Source organism: Rhodococcus sp. 05-2254-2, assembly GCF_002259095.1.
Classification (GTDB): Bacteria; Actinomycetota; Actinomycetes; order Mycobacteriales; family Mycobacteriaceae; genus Rhodococcoides.
In genome coordinates, this window is sequence record NZ_NOZJ01000009.1 from 527,414 (window position 1) to 551,420 (window position 24,007).

Sequence of the window (24,007 nt, forward strand, 5' to 3'; positions counted from 1 at the left end):
TCATAGCTGGAACCGCAGTCCCGGAACCGGAGCAACGCATGTCCCCTGACACCGATGTGATCGACCTGAGCAGCCCGCTCACCCTTGCCTGCGGGCAGATCCTGCCGAATCGCGTGATGAAGGCAGCGCTCAGCGAAGGACTGTCCACCGCCGAGCACGGCCCGGACTCCCGCCTCGAAACGCTGTACCGCCAGTGGGGCGCGGGCGGCTACGGCCTGGTGGTGACCGGCAACGTGATGGTCGATCGGTCCCATCTCGGCGAACCGGGCAATGTCGTCATCGAGGACGACCGAGACCGTGATGCGCTGGCCCGCTGGGCGAAAGCGACGTCCGACGGCGGTGCCCCCATCTGGATGCAGCTCAATCACCCCGGTCGGCAGGCCAACCCGATCGTCACTCGCACCAAGCCCGTTGCACCCTCCGCCATCGCCCCCAACATCCCGGGCATTCCGGCACCGCGGGCGTTGAGCGAGAACGAGATTCACGACATCATCGGCCGATTCGCCACCGCGGCGGCCGTGGCCGAGACGGCCGGTTTCGACGGCGTCCAGATCCACGGCGCGCACGGCTACCTGGTGTCGCAGTTCCTCTCCCCTCTGTCGAACAGGCGCGACGACGCCTGGGGCGGCGACCTCGACGGACGCATGCGGTTCGTGATCGAAGTCGTCCGCGCAATCAGAGCGGCGGTGTCGCCGAGTTTCGCGGTGGGAATCAAGCTGAACTCGGCGGACTTCCAACGCGGCGGCTTCAGCGAGGAAGAATCGCGCATCACCGTCGAGCATCTCGTTCGGGAATCGATAGATCTGATCGAAATCAGCGGTGGCAGTTACGAATCACCCGCAATGATGGGCACCGCGAGCACGCGCGATCGGGAGGCGTACTTCCTGGAGTACGCGCGGACGGTGCGCGACGCGGCCGGAACAGTGCCATTGGCGGTCACCGGCGGCTTCCGTACCCGCTCGGTCATGAGCGCGGCAGTGCAATCGGGTGAGTGCGACATGGTCGGTCTCGGCCGTCCGACTGCCCTCGCCCCGGCCGTCGCGACATCACTGGTCGACGGCACAGTGGATCGGGTCGAATCGCCGCGCGTGGCTCTGCGCGTCCCGTCGAAGTCCAGCGCGTTCAAGCAGATCAACGGCGCTCTCGATCTGCAGTGGCACACCGACCAATTGCAGCTCATCGGCGCTGGGCAACAGCCGAATTCGAGCCGTCCGGCATGGAAGACTGCGGCCACGATGCTGCAGCGCAACGGCTGGGACGCGTTCCGTAATCGTCGAGGCTCCGCTCGGGTGGACACCTCTGCTGCCGTGACGAAGTTCCGCCGCGAGCGCTTGATCGGGAAGTATGTCGCCAATCCCATCGTGAACGGATTGACGTCGCTGGGAGTGACGACCTCCCTGGTGACCGACCTCGAGACCGTAGGACGCAAGACCGGGCTCGCCCGTCGCGTGCCGGTGTCGGCGACATTCGACGATTCCGGTGCGTGGCTGGTGTCGCAGCACGGCACCAGGTCCGGTTGGGGCGCAAACATCACCGACGAGCCCAGAATCCGAATTCGCGTGGGCAACCGATGGCGCACCGGCACAGCCACATTCGTTCCCGATGACGATGTCGTCGTCAGAGCGCGGTCGTTCTCCGGCAATCCCGTCCTCGGACGCATCATCGGAGCCGGCTTCCGAGCTCTCCAGACCGATCCGATCTCGGTCCGCATCGAGTTCGACGACTGACCGGTTCTTCACTTACGACTTAGGTTTGCTTTACTTAACTAGTGAAGACTCTCCCCCTCGCGCCCGTTACCGTTGCCGCATTTGTTGCCGTATCGCTGATCACGTCGTGCAGTTCCGCTGCCGAACCGGCGGACGACGCGGCAGGCCGACCGGTCACCACACAGTTCGGGACGATCGTGGTGCCGGAACGGATCGACTCGGTGGTCGTGATCGACGGCCGACGCGATCTCGACATCGCGCTGGCCTTCGACCTCCCCATAGTCGGGATGCCGGTGGAAACCGAGGCTCCGCCGGAGATGGCCGGGCCGCTGACCGAACCGACTCGGATGCTGCTCGCCGACGGCGTGCCGGAGCTGTATCCCCGCAACACGGTCGACCTCGAGGCGGTCGCGCGAGTCGCGCCGGATCTGATCATCGGGCGCGACGAAGTGGTCGAGGAGATATACGGCCGGCTCAGCGACATCGCACCGGTGCTGCCGGTGGGGTCCACCGGCAGCGGTGTCAGCTGGCAACAGGACGTGACCACGGTGGGTGATGCACTGAACCTGCAGGACCGAGCGGCAACGATCGTGGCCGAGTACGACTCTCGCGTCGACGAGCTCATCGTGCGGCATGCCGACGCGATCGCGAACACCGCGGTTCTGCCGATCAGTACGTCCGAGGAAGGTGGAATTTCGGTGGGCAGGCAACGAGTGCCGTCCATCGTGCTCGAAGACGTGGGAGCCCGGTTCGCCTCCGCTTGGAACGACGCCGATCCCGAAATCGAGTACGGCCCCGAGAACGTCACTGCCGCATCCGACGCGGTGGCCATGATTGCCGCCATCACGTCCGAGCAGGATCTGCAGGCGATGAACGCCAACCCGCTCTGGACCGGATTGCCGGCGGTGCGCACCGACCGCATCGTCCGGACCGACAAGTTCACCAACGACGGCGGCCCGCTGACCGCGCTGTGGACCCTCGACCTGGTGGAGAAGCTCTACGCCACGAGCTGACCGCGATGCATAATCGGTCGATGGCACCGACCCCCACAGGCACGTTGCGCAGCACCGACACCGGCGTCGCTCTCGAGCTGACCAGAACCATCTCGGCTCCGCGTGAGGACGTGTGGGCACGCCTCACCGAATCGACCCGGACGGCACAGTGGTTCGGTCCATGGGAGCGGATCTCGCACAACATCATTCGCGTCACGATGGCATTCGAGGAGAATGCGCCCGCGTCGGACATGATCATCGACGCGTGTGAGCCGCCGGGCCTCCTGGCAGTGCGGTTGACCGGCGAAGTCGAATGGCCACTCGAGGTCCGTCTGACCGAGGCAGGCCCTGCGACCGTTCTCGTGCTTGCACACAGATGCACGAGCACGGACGGTCTGGGCGACATCGGACCGGGGTGGGAGTACTACCTGGACATGTTCATCGCCGCCGGAAACGGCGACCCACACCCGAGTTTCGACGATTACTACCCATCACAGCAGGAGTACTACTCATCTCTTCGCCCGCGGTGAATCAGTGCTTACGTAACGCGTCGATCAGTTCTTCCTTGTTCAGCTTGGAATAGCCTTCGAGACCCAGTTCCTTGGCTCGCTCGGTCAGTTCGTCGACCGTCCAGTCCTCGTAGGATCCGGATTCTCCACCCTTCCTACCGATCTGATCTCGCCCCTTCTTCGCGGCGGCGTTCGAGATGCGGGCGGCCTTCTCCTTCGAGTTGCCCTCCTCGCGGAGCTTGTCGTACAGGCCCTGGTCCTTCAGCTGTGGTTGGTCTTCGGTGTCGCTCTTCTTCGCCGGCATCGGAACTTCCTTTCATTGGTTCGTGTCGAAGCGCTACCCGGTCTGCACGGCGACAAACCTCGCACGACGTCGCGGATCGGGTGTGTGTTTCGAGTTCCATCGGGTAAGCGATCGGGATGCATTCGGATCGACCGCAATCGGCAAGCCGAGACACCACCGGCAACGACGACACCACCGACGCAGACGACGCGCCGCTCTCGGTGGGGGTGGTCAGCGACGACGGCTTCGCGGCGACGGTGGCGTCTGCCATTGTCGCCAAGTTGCCCGATCACGCGAGAATCGACGGGCAGCGGCGAGAGATCCGCGTGTCCCGAGCATCGGTGCCGCTCCCGCCCACCGCGACCGGAGCGGCCCCGCTGGGACAGTGGCTCGCGTCGGTGAAGGCCGACGCCGACTACGACATCGTGTTGTGTGTGTCGGAGGTTCCTCGCCGTCTCGGGTCGCGTCCGGTGATCGCCGAGACCCGTGACGGTACGACCGGCGCGCTGTACGTGCCCTCCTTCGGAACGCTGGCGGTTCGACGACGTGCCGTCGCGGCTGCACTGGCCGTGTTGCACGAGTTGATCGAAGCCGACGATTCGTCTCGACCACCGCGGAGGTACTTCAAGTCTCGCTGGGCTTCCAGTGACTCCGAGGAGGGCGACGAGGTGCTGCTGACGTCGAGCATCTTCGGTCGAATCAGGTTGGTGTCGGGGATGATTCGATGCAATCGTCCGTGGCGATTGGTTCCGACGTTGTCGAGCGCACTCGCTGCCGCGAGCGCCGCGTCCGCCTTCGGCGTGTTCTATGCCAGCATCTGGCAGATGGCAGCGTCGATGAGCCTCGGCCGACTGGCCATGATCGGGCTCACCGCAGTGATCGCCATGACCGTCTGGGTCATCTTTCCCAACGGCCTGTGGGAGAGGCGATCGTTCCGAAGTGCCACGATCGACCGCTGGATGTACAACGCAGCCACCGTCGGAACCGTTCTGACCGGCGCTCTCTGTATGTACGCGCTGTTGTTCGCCGTGGTGCTGGGCTCGGCGGCGGTCGTGATCTCACCGGAATTCCTGGCAATGCAGATCGGTCGTACCGCGACTCTGGGCGACTACTTTTCTCTAGCGTGGCTCGCTGCGTCGCTGGGCACGGTGGCCGGTGCAGTCGGGTCGTCGGTGGCAGATCGCGAGGACATTCTCGGTGCCACCTACGGTCATCGCGAGTTGATTCGTCGTCGGTCGGCCACCTCCTCGTCCTGAAAATCGCCACGTGGTTCGCGTTGTGAGCTAGAACAAGAAAAACTGGGTACGTTCGGGATATGCCATACCTGGATCGTGTTGACGGTGTATTCGTGCTCAACCTCGGCAATCGAGGTGTGGACGACAGCGAAAATCGCATGAGCCCCGACTGGGTTGCCGAGATCAATGCACTGCTCGACGAGGTGGAGTCCTCCTCCGGCCCGGCCGCCCTGGTCACGACGGCAACCGGCAAGTTCTTCTCCACCGGCGTGGATCTGTCGTGGGGTGCCGACAACCTCGATCAGATCAATCGGTTCATCGGCACCGTGCAGGAGATGCTGGTGCGCTTCCTGACGTTCCCGATGCAGACCGTCGCCGCTATGCAGGGTCACACCTACGGCGGTGCCGCGTTCTTCGTGATGGCACACGACCACCGCATCATGCGTTCCGATCGAGGCTTCCTGTGCTTCCCCGGCGTCAACATCGGTGCGACCTACAGCCCCGGAACCGTCGACATGGTGCGGGCGAGGTTGGTTCCGCACGCCTTTCACGAGGCGCTGACCACCGGACGCCGCTACGGCGGTGGCGACGCCATGGCGCTCGGTCTGGTCGACGCCGTCTCGACGCAGGAGCGTGTGCGCGACGACGCCATCGCCCGCGCAGCCGCGTTGGCCAGCACCCGCGGTGAGGTACTGGGCGAGATCAAACGCACCATGTACGCCGGTGAGGTCCGTTCCCTACTGACGCCTGTCGCAGGCGTCGACGAAATGGAATGGGTCTCGAACTAGGCGGCGTTGTCAGTGCACCACCAGAACCGGGCATTCGGAGTGATGCACCAAGTTCTGGCTCACTGATCCCAATATCGCTGCGGTGAAACGATTTCGGCCGCGGCTTCCCACTACCAACACCTGGGACGTAGCGGAGATCGACCGAAGTTCGTGTGCCGCCGAGGCACCGACGGACACGGCCCGAACCGGCACCGTCGGATACTTGTCCCGGTAGGTGTCGACGTTGGCCTGCAACCACTTTCGTTCTGCCTCACGAAGGTGCTGCCAGTCGACCGAGGGACCGTAGTCGAGTTGATCGGTTTCGTGCACCGCGCCCACGTGGACGGCGAGCAGCTCCGCACCCAGGATGCTCGCCATCTCGAACGCTGCCGACAGTGCGCGCTTCGACGGCTCGGATCCATCGACCCCCACCGCGACAGGGGCCGGTTCGGCCCCGGAGTCGTCGCGACGCTCGTGCCATACCAGCACCGGACAGGTCGCGGCGTTGACGATTGCCGTCGTCGAGTACCCGAAGACGATGTCGCGCAACGGCCCCGACTCGCACGCGCCCACGACGAGCATCGCCGCGTCCGCGGAGAGTGCCTTCGCCATACGTGCAGCCGACAGCTCGGACACCTCCGATTTCACCGTCACCTGGGGATCGACTCCGTGCACTACGTCGACGGCGCGGGCGAGTACGCCTTCACCCTCCTGCCGCAGCCGAGTCGGGAAGTCGGTGGTGTTCAGCTCGGCGGCGACGGCCGCACTCCACTCGTCCTTCGGTGCACCGTGGACGAGGTGCACCGATGTCGATGCCGCCCGAGCGAAATGCGCCGCCCATTCGGCCACCCCCTTGTCCGTGGGCGAGCCGTCGACAACGACCGCGAGCGGTCCGTCGAATGTTGTTGCTGCGATCGTGTGGTCCATCGTTCCTCCGTTGGCCGAAGACGGTTTCTACGTCGTCTCCCACGATCGCTGCCCTGGCGACGCGCCACTAGGGCATTTGGCCACCGGTGTGCCGGGTATTTCGGGTCGAGGCCGCTAGGCCCCGGCAACCAGGGGCGCCACTTCGGTGCCGAGTAGCTCGATGCCGCGCAGCAGGTCGCTGTGTGCCAGCCGCGGATTGGTCATCTGCAACGACAGTCGATCCACTCCGCCCAGTTGTTCGCTCACTCGCTGAATCTTGTCGGCCACCGTCTTCGGATCTCCCATGAAGAACGCACCGTTTGGTCCGGCGGTGGCGTCGAATTGCTGCCGACTGGGCCGCGCGAATCCGCGCTCCCGAGAGATCTTGGTGAACATCTCGTTCCAGCCGGGGTAGATGGTGTCTGCTGCGGCCGTCGTGGTCTCGGCAACGAAGCCGAACACGTGCAGTCCCACCTTCAGCTGCTCCGGCGGATGGCCCGCCTGCGCTCCGGCGCGACGGTAGAGGTCGACGAGCGGGGCGAATTGTCGTGGTTCTCCGCCGATGATGGCGATCATCAGCGGGAGCCCCAGAAGCCCTGCGCGAGCGAAGGACTCGGGCGTCCCACCGACCCCGACCCAGATCGGCAACGGTTCCTGCAGCGGACGTGGGTAGATGCCCTGACGGTTCAGCGCCGGGCGGTGCCGACCGGACCAGGTCACCTCGACGTTGTCCCGGATCTGCAGCAAGAGGTCGAGCTTCTCGGCGAACAGCGAGTCGTAATCTGCCAGGTCGAGGCCGAACAGCGGGAACGATTCGGTGAAGGATCCGCGTCCCACGACGAGATCGATCCGGCCCTTGGAGATCAGATCGAGGGTGGCGAACTCCTGGAAGACCCGGACCGGATCGTCGGCGCTCAGCACTTTGACTGCGCTGCCGAGCCGGATGTTCTCGGTCCGCGCGGCTGCTGCGGCGAGAATGATCGACGGAGCCGAGTCGTAGTACTCGCTGCGGTGGTGCTCGCCGATACCGAACGAGTAGAGCCCGACCTGATCTGCGAGGGCGATCTCTTCCAGCAGGTGACCCATTCGCTCCTCGGGAGCGATCACCCGACCGTCGGTCGGGTCGGTCACGGAAGAGACGAAACTGTCTACGCCCAGATGCATGGTGGGGCCTTTCGGTTCGGGGTGGTCGACTCCAACAGCATCGGTGAAGATTCAATTATTCCGATGGGTGTCGAGCTGGCAGCTACTCGCCCCATCGTTTCAGCTCGTCCGCCGCGTAGTACATCTGCTGTGATGCGCCGAAACGAACGAGCAACTGCTGCTTGTCCTCGTAGAACCAGACCACGGTTCCGTACATACCTGCCATGGGCCCACTCAGCGGTGTGACTCCGTCGCCCACCTCGAATCCGTACATACGTGCACCGTACCGATCGAGGGTGCCGAAATCGGACGCCCAGCGTTCGGCTTACCGGCGTCCGCGTTTGCGTGCGCGACGCTCGTCGAGCTTCCGCTTGCCGTAGCCCCACGTGACGCGGCCCAGACCCTCGAAGAGTCGGCTGGAGAGACTTCTGCGGCCACTCATACGGCGGCCCCGTTTCCGATGACGGTCATTCTCGGTCCCTTTCTCTGAAGCGGTAGAACCCTGCGAATAGCCGGTGAAATGACCCGGCACGATCGATAAGTCGAATCGGAACGGAGCAAACACACATCAGTTTGACGTGACCTACATCACGTACGACGGCTAGAGCGTCGAGCTACGCCGGTGTGACGAGTCGATCCATCCACCCGATCAGCTCGGGGTAGGCAGCGACGTTCGCGGCCGTGTGGTCGACTGCGGGCACCCAACCGGTTCCGAAGTCGAACTCCCGGACGGTGATGTCGGTGGCGCCTGCGGCGCGCCAACGCTGCACCAGGATTCGGCTCTGCTCGATCTCGACGGAGGCGTCGTGAACGCCGTGCACGATCATCACGGGTGCGACGGGCGCGGTGAACCCGATGGTGTTCTCCTGCGTCATCGGACCCAGCACGGGCCCGGTCATGAGCGTTCCCAGGGAAGAGCCGTCAGCAGTGAGATCCTCGGATCGCAACGGTCCGTAGGTGAGAGCGTCGACCGTGCAGAAATCCTGCGCCGCATCGAGGGCTGCCCGTCCGCGATCGTTGAACAGAGCCCGGATCTGTTCGGCCCGGTCGGGGTGAGCGCCGATCAGGCCCCCGATCGTGTACAGCATCGTCGCGGCGGACTCGGATCCGTCCTGGCCCTCGACGCGCAACACAGGATCGGTCGGTGCGGCACCGACGAATGCACCGACCACAGAGACGTCGGGCGCGTAGGTGGACGCGAGCTCTGCAGCAGCGGCCGACGCGACGCCGCCCGCCGAGTATCCGTAAAGCACGACAGGCGCGTCGGTCTCCCCTGCCGCAGCCCGTGCCGAGTCCAGCACGGCGCGGGCACTGGCGACCCGACCCAGAAACTCGTATTCGCCGGGGGTTCCCAGCCCCTGATAGTCCGTCGTGACCACCTGGTACCCCCGCGCCAGTAGTGGCAGCAGTGCCGGCATCGTGGTTGTCAGTCCCAGCTCCGAGGAGCCCGAGCAACGATCGGCAACCCCGTAACTGCCTGGCGCATAAGCGATCACGGGCCGGGGCCCGGGACCGGACCACGCACGCGTCGGCGTGACCAGCAGCCTCGACACAGCCACCGCACGATCGCGAGGATCGGCCGACCGGTACAGAATGCGCTCGGTGTGCGATCCCAGAACGTCGAGCTGTGGCACGGATTCTCGGCGCAGGATGGACCCGGGTGCGTATGCCCCCAGGCCTACGACGGGCTCACTGTAGAAATCGGCACCACCGGGAGCCGCCGAGGCGGGTGCGGCCGAGAGAGCGAGGCACCCGACAAGAACGGACAGGGCGAGGGTGACGAAAGGCAGTCTCATGTCGCGAGCCAGTATGCGGTCCGAAGTGCGGGTCCGCATTCTGTATTCGCGGATTTGCGACACCCATGTCTTGGTCGATGATGTACCACAAAAAATGCCCCTGCCAGCGTTTTCACTGGCAAGGGCATTCGTTGTGCGCCATCAGGGATTCGAACCCCGGACCCGCTGATTAAGAGTCAGCTGCTCTAACCAACTGAGCTAATGGCGCCGGTCCGCACCGCGTGTTCTCTGCGGTGCGGGAGAAACATTAACAGCAGATGCCGCCAGATGTGAAATCGGCTGGTCGGAGAGCCTGTCGCGTCAGTTGAAGATCCTGCGAACCACGAGAACTGCCACCACTGCGCCCACTCCGAGGAGGGTGAACTTCACTGCCGGCTCGTTGAGCTTGGCCACCACGGACTGCTTGGTGTTGGCGACGATGTTCTTGGGGCTGGCACGGACGCTCAGCTCGTCCAGGGTGCTGGCGAGCTGATTGCGAGCGGCCTCGATCTCGCGCTCGATTCGGTCGGTGTCCTTGGCCACGTGTCCTCCAACTTGTTGCAAATAGTCTCGGTCGCAGTCGAGCCTAGAGCACGGCGATATTTCGATACTCTCGTGCGGTGACCGAATACAGCAAGCTCGAGCCGGGCGACACCGCTCCGGCGTTCACCCTGCCCGATGCCGACGGCAACGACGTCTCTCTCGCCGACTACGCAGGCAAGAAGGTGATCGTGTACTTCTACCCCGCCGCGAGCACCCCGGGCTGCACCAAGCAGGCCTGCGATTTCCGAGACAGTCTCGCCGAGCTCAACGGCGAAGGCCTCGAGGTCATCGGCATCTCCCCCGACAAGCCGGCCAAGCTCGCCAAGTTCCGCGACAAGGAAGAGCTGACGTTCCCGCTGCTCTCCGACGAGGAGAAGACGACCCTGCAGGCGTGGGGCGCATTCGGGGAGAAGAAGAACTACGGCAAGGTCTACGAGGGCGTCATTCGCTCCACGTTCCTCGTCGATGAGGAAGCCAAGATCGAGGTGGCGCAGTACAACGTCCGCGCCACCGGCCACGTCGCCAAGCTCCGCCGCGATCTAGCTGTCTGACCCTGCGAGCCGCTGCAGGAACAACGCCTCGGCGACGGCCATCTTCTGGATTTCCGTCGGGTCCACGCTCTCGTTGGGAGCGTGGATCCGGCACCGAGGTTCCTCGACGCCCATCAGCACGATCTCGGCGTCCGGCAGCACCTGAGCCAACGCGTTGCACAGCGGAATCGACCCGCCCTGACCTGCCGTCCCCATGGGATGCCCGAAGGCCTCCGCCAACGCTTCGGACAGCGCCGCGTAACCCGGCCCATCGGTTCTGGCCCGAAACGGCGACCCGATGGCCTCACGCTCGACGGTGACGCGCGCATTCCATGGCGTACGCGCCTCCAGATGAGCCACCAACGCATCCTGAGCCCGCTGCGGATCCATCCCCGGCGGCACCCGCAAATTCAGCCGTGCCGACGCACGAGGCGAGATCGCCGCAGCCGACCCCACGACCGGTGGGCAGTCGATCCCCAGGATCGTCAGAGCAGGCCGCGCCCACACCGCCTCGGCCACCGAACCCGAACCCGCCAGCCCGACGCCATCGAGCACGCCGGCATCGGCACGGAACTGCTCGGCGTCGTACTCGACCCCGTCCCAGGTCTGCGTTCCGTCCAGTCCGTCGACCACGGTGTCGCCCTGCTCGTTCCGCAACGTCGAGAGCACGTACACCAACGCGGCGAGAGCATCGGGCGCAGGCCCGCCGTACATGCCCGAGTGCACCTCTCCGGCAAGGGTTTCCACATGCACCACCACGTTGGCGATACCGCGGAGCGTGGTGGTGACCGTCGGCAAACCCACCTTCGCGTTGCCGGTATCGGCGATGACCACCATGTCTGCCGAAAACAGTTCGGGGCGCTGCTCCACGAGCGCTTCCAACCCGCCGGTGCCCATCTCCTCCGAACCCTCGCAGACGATCCGCACGCCGACCTCGAGCGACTCCCCCAGCGCCCGTAGCGCCAGCAGATGCATGATCACGTTGCCCTTGCAGTCCGCCGAACCCCGCCCGTACCAACGACCGTCCCGTTCAGTCAGATCGAAAGGCTCACTGTCCCAAAGTTTTCCGTCACCCGGAGGTTGAACGTCGTAGTGCGAGTACAGCAGAACGGTGGGCGCTCCTGCCCGAGCCGGCCGTGAACCGACGACGGCCAGTGAGCCGTCGATCGTCTCGATCAGCTGGACGTCGGGAATGCCTGCGTCGACGAAGGCCCGTTGCACCCACTGCGCCGCACCGGTGCATTCCTCGGCCGGAAACTGCCGTGGATCGTGCACCGAGGTGAAGCGGACCAACTCTGACAACTCGGATTTCGCTCGGGGCATCTGCGATGCGATCGCAGATCGAACGTCGACGGGTCGCGGATCGGCGGGCATGAGTCCTCCAAACGAGAAAATGACAGACGGGCCGTAGCCAGTCTGTCATCACTCGTCTCGAGAACGATTCACCGTCAGCGGCCGGAGAACTCCTGATGAATCCACTCACCGGTCTGCTGCCAGTGCCGATCCCACGCTTCCTGCTCGAGCTGTTCGGGCGACTTGCCCGGCTCCGGAACGGGAACAGGAACGGTGAACTGCGGAGGGGCCACCGTGGTCGGTGACAGTACCGGCTGCGGGGCCGCCACAGCCTGACGCGGCGGTTCCTGCGTCGCCCACGCCTCGGTCGTCGGTGCCGGCTCGACAACTGTCGATGGGTCCATCGTCGGAGGAATCGTCTCGGGCGGCGGCGCAATCGCCGGCACCGGCGCAACCACAACAGCACCCGGATCGGACGTCGTCGGATCCACCTGCCTGGTTGCCCCCACCAGATCCGCACCGGCATCGCGTCGATCGACGACCTGCTCGGCGGTCGACTCGGAATCACCCGGCAACGTCGCAGCGACCGCGACACCTGCGGAGAGCACTCCGGCCAGCAGCACTGCGGCGAACACGAGTTTGCGCCCGGAGCCTCCCGACCGGGCCGGCTTCGTGCCGATAGCCGAGGGCGCTGCAGGCACCGGAAGCGGCACTACCACCGTGTCGAGATCCGTATCCTTCGCTACCTCGACGGTCTCCTCGGGCTCGGAGTCGGCAATGTCGGCGTCGAACTGGTCGGCCTGGTCGACTGCCCCGACCTCGGTGTCGGCGGCCCCGTCCGGCTCCGAATCATCGGTCGCCGCCTGCGCGGTGGCAACCGCAGCCGGCTCGTCCTGGTGTGCCAGCAGCGCAGCTCCTCGCGCCGCGACCTGGTCCGCGTCACCGACGCGCACCACGGGTACACCGAGTCCGAGAGACAGGATGTCCACCAGGTCTCGATTGCTCGAAGAATCGCCGAAGAGGGCCACGAACTCTGGCTTCTTTCCGGACTGATCCACCACTTCCCACGCCAGTGGGATGGTGCTGCCGATGCGCTCGGGCGACATCGAGTCCAGCGCAGCGGTCTTGGCCGGGGTGATGGAGGCGTGCGCTGCGTCGGCGAGAGAGATGGAGACGCCCGTGTCGCCCATGTAGTAGAGAAGGACGGTGTTCGCGTCGGCGAATTCCTTCGACGTCGCGAGCCAGCCGAGGAATGCCTCGGACGCGGACGACAGCACTGCGGGTTCGTCGCCCAAGGCGGCTGCGAACTCGGCGCGCTCGTCCTCGGTTCGGTACACCACGCCTACTACGTCCACCTGTGTGTCGAGTGTCGCCGCCTCGGCGCGCATCGTCTCGATCGCCTTGGGCAGAACCGAGGCCGCGTCGGGGTCGAGCGGGGTCGTACGGTCGGCGAGTACCTCGCCTGAGGTGGGCTCGACAAGAATTGCCTGCATCGAGCCAGATTCGATCGCTATACCAATAGTTGCCATGGCAGTCTCCCTGTGCTCAGGGTGGAGGCACCCGACCATGAACGTCATCCAGCGGATCCGAACGACGATCACCCTGCACGGAATTTGATTCTGTTACCTGAACCATACCTGTTGACGGTTAAATTGGTCCGAATCGGCCTTGGAGTTTGTCACAGTATGGGGAACCAGCATTTGTCGTCGACCCCAGGTTTCTTCCATACCTCCAGCTGAAACACGCGTGTCCGACCCCGAAACCGGAACCGGTGGGAGTGACCTACCGGACCGTTGTGGATAACGAACACCCGCGCCGGATAGCCTGACCGGGTGGAATCCTCTGCTCGTGCCCAGTCCTCGCGCCGTCTCGACGCCGCGCTCGAGTCGACGGCACAGACACAGGAACTGATGCCACGACGACGACCCACCCAGGAACGCAGCCAACGGAAGTTCGACGCACTGCTGCAGGCCTCACGCGAGTTGCTCAGCGATGTGGGTTTCGAGTCGTTCACCTGCGAGGAAGTCGCGTCACGCGCCGAACTGCCGATCGGCACGCTGTACCAGTTCTTCGCCAACAAGTACGTCATCGTCTGCGAGCTCAACCGCCAGGACCTCGTGGGGGTCCAACAGGAACTCGCCGAGTTCGACGGCGAGGTCCCGTCCCTGGACTGGGTGCGGTTCCTGAACAACTTCGTCGACCACATGGCCGGCATGTGGATGACCGATCCGTCGCGCCGTGAAGTGTGGCTCGCCATGCAATCGACACCGTCGACGCGCGCAACCGGGGTGATTCACGAGCGGGAGTTCGCCGAGCAGGTCTCGCGCATGCTCGGACCGCTCACTCCGCGCACGCCACGGCATCGCCGCAACCTCATGGCTCAGGTGTTGGTGCACATCGTCTACTCGATGCTCAACTTCTCCGTGCAGGACGGCCAGAGCCACGAGGACGCCGTCGCCGAGCTCAAACGCATCATGATGGCGTATCTGCTCGTCGCCGAGAAGGAGAGCAGGCGTTCCGGCGGCTCGACGAACGAGAGCGAACCAGCCTGAGCAACCCGAGCCCGCACAGACGAAAGGCCCGCCCGATCACCTGGATCGGACGGGCCTGACTCGTTCTCGGAGCGAGTTCACTCCTCCAGAATCGCCACCGCGGCGGCGATGTCGCCGTCATGTGTCAGCGACAGATGAATCTTCACCGTCGGCAGGAACTCCTGTGCCATCCCGTGCAACTTGATCGACGGCCGACCCCACGCATCGTTGACGACCTCGATCAACGGATACGGGTTGTCGCCGATCTGCGGCGGACGCGCGAATCGCGATGTCGCCCATGCCTTCAGCACCGCTTCCTTGGCGGCCCACCGAGCCGCGTAGTGGCGGGTCGGGTCGGAACTCTTCGTTGCTGCATGACGCCGCTCGCCCGCGGTGAAGCTGTCGCGGATCATCGTCGTGCCGACCTTCTCCATCTGCTCGGCGAAGTCGGACACCGTCACCAGGTCGAAACCCACTCCCAGGATCGCCATCAGATGGCACCCGGCAGACCGGAGGAGTAGACATCGTCCGCGCCGAGGCGAGCGGACTCGTTGAGCAACACGTTTGCCTCCAGTTCGCGTGACGCCTTGGCCGGCGTCCCGTCATGTCCGAGCCGTCGATCGTCCGGCCGCTCGTAGAGGGAGTCTCCTCCCACCATCGCGGAGATCAGCCTGCGCTGACCGGCGATGCGACGCTCGTTCGCCTTCGCGATGTACTGCGCACGTCGGTCCGCCGGAACGGCCTCGAGGAACGCCTGCGGGTGCACCAGAGCGATGAGTCCGGACACGTGGCCGAATCCGAGCGAGGTGAGCAGACCTGCCTTGAGCGGCACCGAGTCACCGAAGCGCAGCGGCTCCCGTGCCCACACCAGATGCTCGAAGCCGGTCATCTTGTCGTCGACGCAGTCGAGGCTGCGGTTCGGCGGAATGACACCGTTGGCCAGCACCTGGCACAGGCCGATCAGCTGCCAGGCAGCCGCTCCACCCTTCGAGTGTCCGGTGAGGCTCTTCTGCGAGACGACGAACAGCGGAGCGCCGTCCGAACGGCCGATGGCCTTGGCGAGGCGAGTGTGCAGTTCCGCCTCGTTCGGATCGTTGGCTGCGGTGGAGGTGTCGTGCTTGGAGATCACGGCCACGTCGTCTGCACTGACGCCCAGTGCGTTCAGCGAAAGCGCGAGCGCCGAATCCTTGCCGCCGCGACCGGCACTGAGCGCGCCGAGCCCCGGAGCCGGGATGGACGTGTGCACTCCGTCGCCGTACGACTGTGCGTAGGCCACCACTCCGAGGACCGGCAGGCCCATCTCGAGTGCCAGGTCTCCGCGAGCGAGCAGAATCGTTCCGCCGCCGTGGGATTCGACGAATCCACCGCGCCTGCGGTCGTTGGCCCGCGAGAACCGTCGATCGCTGATGCCCTTGGCGGTCATCGCTGCCGAGTCCGCGGTGGCCGACATGTCGCCGAAGCCGATGATGCCCTCGGTGCTCAGGTCGTCGAAGCCGCCGGCGACCACGAGTTGCGCCTTGCCCAGCTTGATCTTGTCGACGCCTTCTTCGACGGAGACCGCCGCGGTGGCACAGGCGGCGACAGGGTGAACCATCGCGCCGTAGCTACCGATGTACGACTGAACCACGTGCGCAGCAACGACGTTCGGCAGAGCTTCCTGCAGGATGTCGTTCGCACGAGCGTCGCCGAGCAAGGTGTCGATGTACAGCGAGCGCATCGATTCCATGCCGCCCATGCCGGTGCCCTGTGTGTTGGCGACCAACGTGGGGTGCACCCAGCGCATCAGTTCCGACGGGTTGAAGCCCGAGGAGATGAACGCGTCGACCGTGGTGACGATGTTCCACAGGGCGACTCGGTCGACCGAGCTGGCCATGTCGGGCGAGATGCCCCACTTGGTGGGATCGAATCCGGTGGGAATCTGTCCACCCACGGTGCGGGTGAGCTTCATCTTGCGCGGAACGCGAATCTCGGTGCCCGCCTTGCGGGTGACCTGCCAGTCGCTCGAATCCGGAACCGGGGTGATGAGCGTGTGCTCGGGGTCCGCTGCTGCGAACGACCGGGCGTCGATCTCGGTTCCGACCACGAACGTGAGGTCGTTGTCGAGGAAGATGGAGGTCATCAGCGGAGCCGTGTTGCCGACCATCGCGCCGTCGTCGCCGTAGGTACGGATACCGCACTTCTCGACCACGATGTCGTGGTACTTGTCGGCGATGTCCTCCTCCGGCACCAGGTCACCGGACTCGATGTCGTACCAACCCGGCTTGGGATCGTTCTCCCAGGCGATGAGGCCGGTGTTCCATGCGAGTTCGAGAACGCCTGCGGCAGAGAGCTGCTCGTCGACCTCCATCTCGAAGCGGGTACGCGCCGAACCGTACGGTCCGAGCTCGCCCGCGCCGACGATGACGACCAGGTCCTTCGGGTCGACGTCCAGTGTCGGCCAGGCCGGAGCCGTGGTCGACGTGGACAGCCGCGGCGGTGCGGGCAGCGCCGCGATGACCGAGTTGTCCACTGCCTCTTCGGTCTTCTCGGCAGCGGCCGCAGCCGCGTCCCGAGCGAGATCGACGAGGTTGAGCTTGGTGTTGGCCAAGCCGCCCGTGAGATCGACGACGATCGGCTCCTGCGCAGCCTGACGGCGAGCGGTAGGTGTGCACAGTTCGAGCAGTTCGGTCGCCATCTCGTCGGTGGACCAGGTGCGAACGCCTTCGGCCTCGACGGCCTCGACGATGGGATCGTTGCCACCCATCAGACCGGTGCCGCGCACCCACCCGATGTGAGCGTGGGCGATGGACACCCGCTCGGCCCAGTTCTTCTCCGAGCCCCACTTGGCGACGACTGCGTCGAGTGCGGCCTTCGATTCGCCGTAGGCACCGTCTCCACCGAACATTCCGCGGTTCGGCGATCCCGGCAGCACCACGTGCAGGTGAGTGTCGATGTCGGTGTCGTAACCGACCTTCGACAGTCCGGTGATCAAACGCTCGACCGACCAGAGCAGCACTCGCATTTCCATCTCGGCGCGAGCTCCGGCGTCGGACATCTCGCCCATGACCCGCGGCGCTGCGAACGGGAACAGCATCGTCGGAGTCGTGGCGGCCTTGACGAGAGTCTTTGCGCCACCGGCAGTGTCGATGTAGTCGCTACCGATCCACTCGATGAGAGCATCGACGTCGGTGTACGACGCGATGTTGGCCGGAACCACCCAGAGCGACGCTCCGCTCCGTGCGCTGTCGCGGTAGAGGCTGCGGTAGAAGCCGAGTCGCTCGTCGTCGAGCCTGGAGGTGGTGACGAAGACCGTCGCTCCCCCGGCCAGCAGCTTGGCCGTCACCGCAGCTGCGATGGAGCCCTTGCTGCCGCCGGTGACCACTGCGACCTCGTCGGCCCATGGGCCCTTGTCCTCGGATACGACCGCGATGTCCGCGATGCGTCCGAAGGTTTCGGCCAGCACTGCCTTGTTCTCGTAGTCGGCCTTGGCCTTCCACCACTGTGCCTGAGCTGCAACGGCATTGCCGGCACCGGCGAAGGACTCGACGGCGACGTCGCCTGCAGTACCGAGCCACAACCGGGCCAGGTCCTCACGGGCGGTGGCCCACCGGTCGTCGATCAGGACGGCGCGCTTGGCGTCGAACGCCGGGGCGACGAGGCGAGGCCAGTCGGATCCCAACTCGGCCGAGACCAGCTCGACCAGAGCAGCGTCGGGATCCTCGGCCAGCAGTGCGTTGGGCGCATCGGCCAGTCCGAGCTGTTCGAGCACCAACCGGGCTGCGGAGGCGAGGACGCCGTCGCGGCCGGTGATGTGCTCGGTGAATTCACCGAGAGCAGCAGCGTCGACGGTTCCGCCGGCTCCGCCGCCTGCCTGCGGCATCGAGACTGCAACGCCGCGGCGTGCGGCCACCGCGGCCACTGCCGCGTCGATGACGTTGTCGACTGCGTTGCCGTCGGCGAGAGCGCCGTCGGCCAGGCCACCGAGCGCGCCACCACGAACCGAGGCACCGTCACGGGTACCGAGAGCGACCTCGGCGGTGACGTGGTGCGCCCAGCCGTCGCCCAGTTCCCAGGTCTTCTTGACGCGATCGGCGATCGAGGCCGGGCGCCGACCCGAGGGGCCGAAGACCTTGCGGAGATGGTCGTTGATGGAGTCGCTGAGCACCGGACCGAACGGCTTGTACGTACGAGCCAGCTTGTTCACCGTGCCCGAGAGCGCACCCATGTCGGCATCGGCTGCACCGTCGATGGCACCGAGCGAGAGCTCGGAACCGAGGTCGACGAGCAGCTGATTACGACGCGAGGACACACCGTCACACAGAGCCTCGATGGTGTCGGCAGGCCCGATCTGATCGAGCTGCAGCTTGGTCCACAGACCGATGAGGATCTTGGTTGCATCGGCGGCGACGAACGCGATGTCGTCCGGACGAGGTCCGCCCGACGGTGCTGATGCCGGAGCGGGTGCTGCGGCCGGAGCTGCAGCTGCCGCCGGAGCAGCGGCCTCCACGGGTGTCGACTCTTCCTCGTCGGCCGGAGCCGGATCGGTGTCGGTGCCGTAGATGATCGCAGCCTCGCGCTCGAGGTTCAGAACCTCGACCGGGTGGCCGAAGCGGCCCGGCAGCTTGAGGGTCTGCGACGCGAGGTTGGCCACGGTCGGGGTTGCCCCCAGGCCGATCTCGACGAAGCGCTCGACGCCCATGCCGCCGTCGGACTCGTCTGCGAACAGCAGGTCCTGGGTTTCGATCCAGCGCACCGGGCTGGCGAACTGCCATGCCAGCAGCTCGGTCAGGATCACCCGGCACAGAGCGCTCGGCCGTGCTGCCCACGAATCGAACTCTGCGAGAACGGTGTTCAGCGGCTCGGACGGAACCAGATCGGCGATCTCCTGAACGAACTCGCGCTCGAGCGAGAACGGCTTGGGCACCAGGTTGGGGATGTAGCGCCCCACCAGGATCGCCGGATCGATCTGCTCGGGGAGCAGCGTCTCGAGGCGGTTGCGGAAATCGTCGACTCCGCCGCGCAGCACCGTGGAGTGGAACGGCACGTCGATGCCGGGAACCATGATGTAGGCGGCCTTGCCACCGAACTCCGCTCGGCGGATCGCGATCTTCTTCTCCAGCTCGCCGAGACCGGCAACCGTGCCTGCGATGGCGTACTGCGAACCGCGCAGGTTGAGGTTGACGATCTCGAGGAACTCACCGGATTCTTCTGCGACACCGGCGACGAAGCCCTGCACGTCCTGATCGGCCAAGCCGATCTGCGACGGGCGGATAGCTGCCATGCGGTAGTCACTGCGGCCGCTGGCATCACGCGGAACCAGCGCGTGCATGGCCGAACCACGCTGGAAGACGACCTCGAGGACGGCTTCGAGCGGGAGCACACCGGCAACGGCTGCGAGAGCGTTGTACTCACCGACCGAGTGGCCCGCGAGAATCGAGTTCTCCACGAACGCACCGGATTCACGCAGTTCGGCAACCTGCGCGACGCCGAGAACAGCCATCGCAACCTGGGTGAACTGCGTCAGGTGCAGCACACCGTCGGGGTGCTTGTGGGTGACGCCGCGCGCCTTGAGCGACGTCGGATTGTCGCGCACCACAGCGAGAATGGAGAAGCCCAGTGCGCTGCGGGTGTGCTTGTCGGCACGCTCCCACACCTCACGTGCGGCCTTCGAGCGAGACCGAGCGTCCAGGCCCATGCCCGCCCGCTGGATGCCCTGGCCCGGGAACGCGTAGACGGTCTTCGGCGGCGCGGTGCGAGCGGTGGCGACCATGACCAGTTCGCCTGCGACACGGCAGGAAACCTCGATCAGTTCGGCACCCTGGTCGAATCCGGTGCGGTCGACGCGAACATCGATCTCCGCTCCGGGTCGAACCATGCCGAGGAAGCGCGCGGTCCATGCGGTGAGGCGACGCGGCGGAGTCTTGGTGTCCGAGTGGTCGACTGCGGTCACCGTCTGCTGTGCGGCAGCAGAGAGCCACATGCCGTGCACGATCGGGCTGCCGAGGCCGGCGAGCAGCGCCGCGGCGTCCGAGGTGTGGATGGGGTTGTGATCGCCCGAGACCTGAGCGAACGCGGCCATGTTGCGCGGGGCCACGATGGTGGCCTGACGGCGGCGACGACGCGGGGTGTCCTTGGCGTCGGCGCTCACCGAGCCGCCGGCGCGGGCCGGATCGACGAGTTCGCCCTTGCCGGTGCGTCCGCGAATGGCGAAGCGCTCCACGAGAGTTGCGACGGCGGGAGCGTCGAGCCCCTCGCCGAGCATGGCACCGATCTCGACGGTGACCTCGACGACGCGGCCGAGGTCGGTGTCGAGCACCTCTCCTGCCGCAGCCTTGACCACGAGAATCGAGGTGTCGGTGGGCAATTCGCCGACCAGGTTGACGCTGTGGTCGAGGTGCACCAGGTCGAGCATGCCTTCGATGACGTCGATGCCCTCGGCGTTGCGGGTGGCACCCAGGACGGCGAAGACGGCGGGCCAGCAGGCACCGACCAGAACGTCGGGAACGGCCTTGCCGCTGACGGTCAGCGAGTCCGGCAGGCCGGAGCCGGTGACGCCTGCGTGATCGGCGATCAGATCGGGGATCCATGCGATGTTCAGCCGGGCGGCGCCGCCCTTGACGGCCGGAAGGTCCTGGCCTGCAGCAACTCCGAGCAGAGCCGACATGGCCTGCTGTGCGTCCTGCGCGGTGACGACGGGAGCGCCGCCGTCGATCGTGGAGGCCGGAACCGTCAGGCGGATACGTACTTCCTTGCCCGGGGCGAGCGGAACCAGCAGCTCCACGTGCTCGGAATCGAGCACGGTCAGCGTCGAGCCGGTCTGCGGGTGCGCCGCGACCGTCTCGGACTCCACGGTCCAGTCGGCCGGATCACCCAGGCGTGCAACGGGGTTCTGCGTCATCCGCGAGGCCCAGGTGACGTCGGGAGCAGCCAGCACGATGCCGAGCAGTCCGGGTGCGATCTCGGCGTGGCGACGGCTCGCGATGGCCGTGGGCTCGACGCCCTCGGCGAGAAGCTGATCCGCGGTGGCCTTCTCGAAGCGATCGAGCAGCTCGCCCACGGGCTCGTCGACGCGAGTGATGCCCGCGACGGCGACGGTACCGGGGATGATGCAGACCTGATCGGCCGAGTAGCGAGCGTCGTGTGCCTGCCACAGCGAGTCACTGCGCCACCAGCGGCGCACGTCGCCGTCGACGACGGGGACGAAGTTGACCGGCTTGCCGGGCATGCGGCACAGCGAGGTGAAGAAGGTGATGTCGGCCGGGTGCAGAACCACGTCGGCGGCGTCCGGGAACTGTGCGAGCAGCGACTTCAGAGCTGCACGCGGGCGTTCGAGAACCTCGGCATCGGCGAACAAGGTGGGGATGGGTCCGCGATCGACGGGGTGCAGCCGAGCCTCGGCGCGCTGCAGCATCTCCAGGAAGCGGGTACGCCAGGTGACGTCGAGCCACACCGACTCGCGTGCCTCGGACACGGCATCGGTGAACTCGCCGCCGCAATCGAAGTCGCTGCGCGAGTCGGTCCCGATGGCCAGATCGAGGTAGCGAACGAGCCACTGCTGGTACGTCATCTCGGCGACGTCGCCGAAGAAGGGCTTGGCGGTGCCGTCGAGTGCGGCGATGATCTCGTCGCGACGCTCGGCCACGGCGTCGGCGTTGCCTGCGACCTCGTCGAGCAGTCGGCCGCACCGCGATGCCGCATTATCGATCTCGTGGATGTCGGCACCGAGCTGGCTACGGCCCGAGGCCATTCCGCCGTTCGCGGTACCGGCACCGACCCAGTCGGGGGTTCCGGGTGTGTCGACCAGAAGCTGCTTGACCTCGGGAGCCGTCGTGGCCTCCAGGGTTGCCATCGCGGCAGTACCGACGAGGATGCCGTCGAGCGGCATCTTCGGGTAGCCGTGCACAGCCGACCAGGTTCCGGTGAGGTACTCCGCTGCCCGCTCGGGTGTGCCGATGCCGCCGCCGACACAGACGACGAGGTTGGGCCGTGACCGCAGCTCCGCGTAGGTGGTCAGCAGCAGGTCGTCGAGGTCCTCCCACGAGTGGTGTCCGCCTGCGCGGCCACCCTCGATGTGGACGTTGACCTGGTACGAGGGAACCTCGTTGGCGATACGGATGACGGCGCGAATCTGCGCGACGGTGCCGGGCTTGAACGAGACGTAGCTGATGCCTGCCTCGGACAGCTCTTCGATGAGGGCCACTGCCTCTTCGAGTTCCGGGATGCCTGCGGTGACGACGACGCCGTCGATGGCCGCACCCGCCGCGCGAGCGCGCTGCACGATGCGGCGTCCGCCGAGCTGCAGCTTCCACAGGTACGGATCGAGGAAGAGCGAGTTGAACTGGATTGCGCGGCCGGGCTCGAGAAGCGTGGAGAGCTCGGCGACACGATCGGTGAAGATGTCCTCGGTGACCTGGCCGCCACCGGCGAGCTCGGCCCAGTGGCCTGCATTGGCAGCTGCGGCAACGATTTTGGCGTCGACCGTCGTCGGCGTCATGCCGGCGAGCAGGATCGGCGAACGTCCGGTCATCTTGGTGAACGAGGTCTCGACCACGACGCGGCCGTCGGGCAACGTGACCGGAGTGGGGGCGTAGGCGGACCATGCGGGCTGGACCTCGGGAGCAGCTCCCGGAGTGAGCAGGTTGCGGTGGCCACCGCGCGAGGACGCGGCGATGATGCCAACGCCCTGTCCACGCAACGCCGGGGTGGTCATGCGGGTGAGCAGGTCGCCCGGACCGAGATCGAGAATCCAGTCGGCACCGGCGTCGACGACACCGTCGATGGCGTCGACCCAATCCACGGAGTCGACGAGGATCTTCTGTGCGAGCTCGCGTGCGAGGTCGACGTCGAGCCCACAACGCTGCGCCCAGGCGCTGACGAGTTCGACGGCATCTGCCAGGGCGGGGTGATGGAAGCCGATCTCGACGGGAAGCTGCTCGAAGACCGGGGCGAACACGGCACCGCCACGCTTCTTGGCGTCGCGGTCACGCTCTTCCTCGGCAGCGATCTGCTCGCACTTCTCCTGCACGCGAGCCAGCTGGGCCGGCGGCCCGGAGAGTACGACGCGACGACGGCCGTTGCGGATGGCGAGAGCTGCAGATCGCTCCGGCGCTCCGTCGATCGCGAGTTCGGCGATGATCGCCTGCAGTCGTGCGGGTTCGACGTTGGCAACCGAGACCATCGGCGCGCGGTCTCCGGCACCGATGATGCCGCGGCGGCGGCCGACGAGACCTGCCGCTGCACCCACGAGCTGGGCGACAGCCAGGAAGTTCGCATCCTGTGCGCCATCGGCTGCGACGGACTCGGCGGCGATGAGACCCTGCGAGTGTCCGACGACCTTGACGGGCGGGGTCTGGGCCGGATCGAGCCCCTGCAACTTCAACGCACGCAGTGCTGCGACCTGGGTGAGAAACACTCCGGGAAGCGAGACGGCAGCGGAGGTCAGCGCTGCCTCGGACGGTCCGTACGAGCCGACGGTGTCGTCGTCGGCGAGGTCCTGTTCGAGCATCCAGCCGATCGGGTCGAAGCCGACCGATCGCACGACCAGCAGCTCGTCTGCCACGGGCGCGAGAGTGACTGCTGCCTCGTTGACGAGATCGGTCAGTTCGGGTTCGAGCGCGGAGTCGCGAGCCAGTTCCTCGAGGGAGCTGAGCCATGGTGCGCCCTGGCCGCCGAAGGCCAACGCGTACGGCTCGCCCGCGGCGAAACGATCTGCCAGAGTCCGAGAGCCGCCATTGCTTCTAGGGGATTTGTCTGCGTTGCCGGTGCTTCGCGAGCCTCGTCCGTGTGATGGTGTGCTCTCGTTGATCGTCAAGGCT

At 66.0% G+C, this 24,007-nt stretch carries 17 protein-coding genes and 1 tRNA gene; 7 read left to right on the top strand and 11 right to left on the bottom strand.

The features are described 5' to 3' along the window. Positions 1 to 38 precede the first annotated feature (38 nt). The 3 genes from CH283_RS17315 to CH283_RS17325 are packed head-to-tail and all read left to right on the top strand — an operon-like array spanning position 39 to position 3,228. Positions 39 to 1,727, top strand: a complete 1,689-nt coding sequence (locus CH283_RS17315) for a nitroreductase family deazaflavin-dependent oxidoreductase (protein WP_094640441.1) — start codon at positions 39 to 41, stop codon at positions 1,725 to 1,727. A gap of 41 nt (positions 1,728 to 1,768) precedes the next feature. After that, positions 1,769 to 2,719, top strand: coding sequence for an ABC transporter substrate-binding protein (locus tag CH283_RS17320; RefSeq protein WP_255183245.1), 951 nt, complete (start codon positions 1,769 to 1,771; stop codon positions 2,717 to 2,719). Between the two features lie 20 nt (positions 2,720 to 2,739). Then, positions 2,740 to 3,228: an SRPBCC domain-containing protein gene (locus tag CH283_RS17325; RefSeq protein WP_094640362.1), complete on the top strand. Its 489-nt coding sequence runs from the start codon at positions 2,740 to 2,742 to the stop codon at positions 3,226 to 3,228. Position 3,229: 1 nt separating this feature from the next. Here CH283_RS17325 and CH283_RS17330 read toward each other — a convergent pair whose 3' ends face one another. After that, complete coding sequence (locus CH283_RS17330) at positions 3,230 to 3,511, bottom strand: Rho termination factor N-terminal domain-containing protein (protein ID WP_068049973.1); 282 nt, start codon at positions 3,509 to 3,511, stop codon at positions 3,230 to 3,232. A gap of 116 nt (positions 3,512 to 3,627) precedes the next feature. Between CH283_RS17330 and CH283_RS17335 the strand changes: the two genes are divergently transcribed. Continuing rightward, positions 3,628 to 4,746: a hypothetical protein gene (locus CH283_RS17335; protein WP_255183246.1), complete on the top strand. Its 1,119-nt coding sequence runs from the start codon at positions 3,628 to 3,630 to the stop codon at positions 4,744 to 4,746. 137 nt (positions 4,747 to 4,883) lie between these two features. Beyond that, positions 4,884 to 5,513 carry an enoyl-CoA hydratase/isomerase family protein gene (locus CH283_RS17340; RefSeq protein ID WP_231893818.1) on the top strand — a complete coding sequence of 210 codons (630 nt, stop codon included), beginning with the start codon at positions 4,884 to 4,886 and terminating at the stop codon, positions 5,511 to 5,513. Between the two features lie 9 nt (positions 5,514 to 5,522). On the opposite strand, the gene CH283_RS17345 is transcribed toward CH283_RS17340, so the two are convergent. The 6 genes from CH283_RS17345 to CH283_RS17365 form a co-directional block, all read right to left on the bottom strand. Then, positions 5,523 to 6,419, bottom strand: coding sequence for a universal stress protein (locus tag CH283_RS17345; protein ID WP_068049969.1), 897 nt, complete (start codon positions 6,417 to 6,419; stop codon positions 5,523 to 5,525). A 114-nt stretch (positions 6,420 to 6,533) separates the two neighbouring features. Continuing rightward, a complete protein-coding gene (locus CH283_RS17350) occupies positions 6,534 to 7,562 on the bottom strand; it encodes an LLM class flavin-dependent oxidoreductase (protein WP_068049968.1) in 1,029 nt (342 codons plus the stop codon). Between the two features lie 82 nt (positions 7,563 to 7,644). Continuing rightward, entirely contained in the window at positions 7,645 to 7,815 is a 171-nt protein-coding gene (locus CH283_RS28360) for a hypothetical protein (RefSeq protein WP_156516187.1), read from the bottom strand. A gap of 340 nt (positions 7,816 to 8,155) precedes the next feature. After that, on the bottom strand, positions 8,156 to 9,337 hold the full coding sequence (locus CH283_RS17355; RefSeq protein WP_176460291.1) for a lipase family protein: 1,182 nt from the start codon (positions 9,335 to 9,337) through the stop codon (positions 8,156 to 8,158). A gap of 134 nt (positions 9,338 to 9,471) precedes the next feature. Further along, positions 9,472 to 9,545 (bottom strand) — tRNA-Lys (locus CH283_RS17360). 92 nt (positions 9,546 to 9,637) lie between these two features. After that, on the bottom strand, positions 9,638 to 9,859 hold the full coding sequence (locus tag CH283_RS17365) for a DUF3618 domain-containing protein (RefSeq protein ID WP_032375974.1): 222 nt from the start codon (positions 9,857 to 9,859) through the stop codon (positions 9,638 to 9,640). 77 nt (positions 9,860 to 9,936) lie between these two features. Between CH283_RS17365 and bcp the strand changes: the two genes are divergently transcribed. Next, positions 9,937 to 10,410 (top strand): thioredoxin-dependent thiol peroxidase, encoded by a 474-nt coding sequence (gene bcp, locus CH283_RS17370; RefSeq protein WP_094640364.1) that lies wholly within the window; start codon positions 9,937 to 9,939, stop codon positions 10,408 to 10,410. Here the strand turns inward: bcp and CH283_RS17375 are convergent. After that, complete coding sequence (locus CH283_RS17375; RefSeq protein ID WP_094640365.1) at positions 10,399 to 11,763, bottom strand: dipeptidase; 1,365 nt, start codon at positions 11,761 to 11,763, stop codon at positions 10,399 to 10,401. The genes bcp and CH283_RS17375 overlap by 12 nt on opposite strands. A gap of 74 nt (positions 11,764 to 11,837) precedes the next feature. Beyond that, positions 11,838 to 13,175, bottom strand: coding sequence for a hypothetical protein (locus tag CH283_RS17380; protein ID WP_094640366.1), 1,338 nt, complete (start codon positions 13,173 to 13,175; stop codon positions 11,838 to 11,840). A 417-nt stretch (positions 13,176 to 13,592) separates the two neighbouring features. Between CH283_RS17380 and CH283_RS17385 the strand changes: the two genes are divergently transcribed. Then, entirely contained in the window at positions 13,593 to 14,234 is a 642-nt protein-coding gene (locus CH283_RS17385) for a TetR/AcrR family transcriptional regulator (RefSeq protein ID WP_149406378.1), read from the top strand. A gap of 77 nt (positions 14,235 to 14,311) precedes the next feature. Here CH283_RS17385 and acpS read toward each other — a convergent pair whose 3' ends face one another. Together acpS and CH283_RS17395 are read right to left on the bottom strand one after the other, a co-directional pair. Next, positions 14,312 to 14,704, bottom strand: a complete 393-nt coding sequence (gene acpS / locus CH283_RS17390) for a holo-ACP synthase AcpS (RefSeq protein ID WP_008715184.1) — start codon at positions 14,702 to 14,704, stop codon at positions 14,312 to 14,314. Continuing rightward, positions 14,704 to 24,003, bottom strand: coding sequence for a type I polyketide synthase (locus CH283_RS17395; protein WP_094640367.1), 9,300 nt, complete (start codon positions 24,001 to 24,003; stop codon positions 14,704 to 14,706). Before CH283_RS17395 ends, acpS begins: the two co-directional genes overlap by 1 nt. Positions 24,004 to 24,007: the final 4 nt, after the last annotated feature.